The sequence below is a fragment of the Haladaptatus sp. W1 genome, from assembly GCF_001723155.1.
Lineage (GTDB): Archaea > Halobacteriota > Halobacteria > Halobacteriales > Haladaptataceae > Haladaptatus > Haladaptatus paucihalophilus.
This window is the reverse complement of the sequence record NZ_MEIH01000035.1, coordinates 1-2,474: the sequence shown is the minus strand read 5'-3', so window position 1 is coordinate 2,474 and position 2,474 is coordinate 1. Positions and strand designations below refer to the sequence as shown.

The 2,474-nt window shown below is 63.5% G+C and carries 2 protein-coding genes and 1 pseudogene; 2 read left to right on the top strand and 1 reads right to left on the bottom strand.

From position 1 onward, the window contains the following. Positions 1 to 34: 34 nt before the first annotated feature. Positions 35 to 511 (bottom strand): annotated as a pseudogene (locus BG842_RS29470) (zinc-binding dehydrogenase); the annotation flags it as partial. Between the two features lie 36 nt (positions 512 to 547). On the opposite strand from BG842_RS29470, the gene BG842_RS01885 reads away from it, so the two are divergent. Both BG842_RS01885 and BG842_RS01880 read left to right on the top strand, forming a co-directional pair. Next, positions 548 to 1,729: an APC family permease gene (locus BG842_RS01885; RefSeq protein WP_175424059.1), complete on the top strand. Its 1,182-nt coding sequence runs from the start codon at positions 548 to 550 to the stop codon at positions 1,727 to 1,729. Between the two features lie 106 nt (positions 1,730 to 1,835). Beyond that, a partial coding sequence (locus BG842_RS01880; protein ID WP_175424058.1) for a PQQ-binding-like beta-propeller repeat protein occupies positions 1,836 to 2,474 on the top strand: 639 nt, incomplete at its 3' end.

Below are 2,474 nucleotides of genomic sequence, written 5' to 3'. Positions count from 1 at the left end.
GTCAAATTTATATTTATTCCGGAGGGTTTTCGAGCTACGACAACGCGGAGAACTCGACGACCTCGATGCCGGACGTTTCGAAGTCGTTCATGGCGGCGAGGCGGTCGGGAACCTCGGCCAGAGAAACGGTGTTCGTCACGAGTTTACCGGGCGAGAGCGTGTCCCGTTCCAGCATGCGAAGCAGTTCGTCGTAGCGGGACGGCGGCATCCCGCGCGACCCCAAAAACGTGATTTCGCGCATCGTCATCGCGTCCGTCGGGAGGGAGACCTCGCCGCGTTCCGCGTCCGTCGTCAACCCGAGTTGGACGTGTTGACCGCGCGGGCGGAGGCAGTCGATGGAATTCCGACACGTTTCGGCGATGCCGAGCGCGTCGATGGAGACGTCGGCCCCGCCGAGTCGCGCCTGAATCGTCGTCGGAACGTCGGTCTCGGCGTCGGCGAGCACCGTCTCGTCCGCGCCGAGGTCTCGCGCGCGGTCAAGTTTGTCGGCGTCCAAGTCCACCGCGAGGACGCGTGGGTCGCCTACCTCGTCGCCGGTATCGTCGTCATGGCGACCGGCTATTCGTACGTCAAACTCAACGAACTGGCTTCGGCGACCGAAGCGTCCGGCGGTGCGGTCGCTTTCATCGAGGTCTACCTTCACCGGCCGACGCTGGCCGGAATGGTCGGCTGGACGCTGCTGGTTGGCTACATCGGCACGATGGCGATGTACGCCTACGCGTTCGGCGCGTACTTCGGTGCCATCTTCGACATCACCCGATTGCCGTTCCTCGGGCTTCCGTCGCGTCCGGTCCTGTCCTTTCTCGTCATCGTGGGCTTCATCGGACTCAACCTCCTCGGCGTCCACGAGTCCGGGGTGGTCGAGGACCTCCTCGTCGCCCTCAAACTCCTCATCGTCCTGCTGTTCGTCCTCCTCGGCGTCTGGTACGGCTACGCTCACGGACAACTCGAATTCGGGGTGGAACAATCGCTTCGGAGTCCGGACGCTCCCGTCCTCGCCGCCGCGGTCGCGTTCGTCTCGTTCGAGGGCTGGCAGCTCCTCTTTTACGACCAAGAGAGCATCGAAAACCCGGTCGAAACCATCCGCAAAGCCGTCTACGTCTCCATTCCCGTTTCGGCGCTCGCCTACGTCTTCGTTGCTTTCGTGACGCTCAGCGTGGTCGAAGAGCGCGCCGTAGCCGAAAGCCCCGACCTCGCGCTCGCACTCGCCGCACAACAGTTCTCCGGCAAAATCGGCTACGTCTTGATCGGTATCGCGGCGGTGGCCTCGACCGCCAGCGCCATCAACGCGACCCTGTTCAGCACCGCGTTGTTCGCCAAAGGGATGAGTACGGACGACCTGCTCCCCGACCGCCTCGCCCCGACGCGGGAGACGGGCGTCCCGACGAAAACGCTGCTCGTCATCGGCGGACTGACGATTCTGCTGACGGTTTACGGAAGCCTCACCGCCATCACGGAGTTCGCGTCCCTGTCGTTCATCGTCGTCTTCGGCGCGATGAATGCCCTCGCCTACACGCAACGCGACGACCTCGTTTCCGCCATCCCGCTCGTCGGACTGGTGGGCACCGTGGTGTTCCTCCCGATATTCCTCTGGCACCTCTACGTCGAGGAGTTCAGCGTGTTCTGTCTCGTCCTCGCCATCGCCGTCACCCTCGTCTTCCTCGAAGGCGTATACTTCGAACGCGACGAGCTAGCGACCGGCGTCCGCTCCATCGAAAAGCGGTTCTGACTTCCCACCGAGCGCAAGCCGTCGCCCTTCGGACTTCGGTAACGCGTCGGTTCGCCCCTCCTGCCGATAAGAAAACTTATGCGACCCGTCCCACGTCTTCTGTCAAATGCCCTCCAGACGAGACGTGCTCGCCGCCGTCGGCACCGGTTCGGTCGGTCTCCTCGCCGGGTGTACCGGCGACGATTCGATTCGAGGTGACTGGCCCCGCGCTGGCTACGACATGCGAAACAGCGGCGACGCCCCGCGACATCGCGGGCCGAAGTCGAACCCCGTGATGAAGTGGTCGGCCCGCATTCCCGAGACCTACAACGTCTCCTCACCAGTCCTCGCGGACGATTCGGTGTACGTCGGGTACGGCAACGACGAGTATTCGGATGGTCCCACGAACGTCGGTATCCGCGTCCTCGATATCGATACCGGAGAGACGAAAGACGATTTCACGGTCGCAACCGGGAGGGGAACGCTCGATACAGTCAACGATGTGTACCGCGATTCCGTCGTTCACGCGAACGGAAACCTCTACCTCCAGTGTTTCGACGGCCTCCACAGTCTGACCATCGATGGGGAGGAACGCTGGCACGTCCCCATGCACGGCGGACCCACCAACGGCGGTTTGCGGTCGGCCCATCCGGTCGTTACCGATGGATTCGTCTACGCGCCGACGGCGAGCGTCACGGCCGATTCCGACGGCCCGAAGGCGACGGAGGCGCTGTACGCCATCGACGACTCGTCCGGGCAGGTCGTC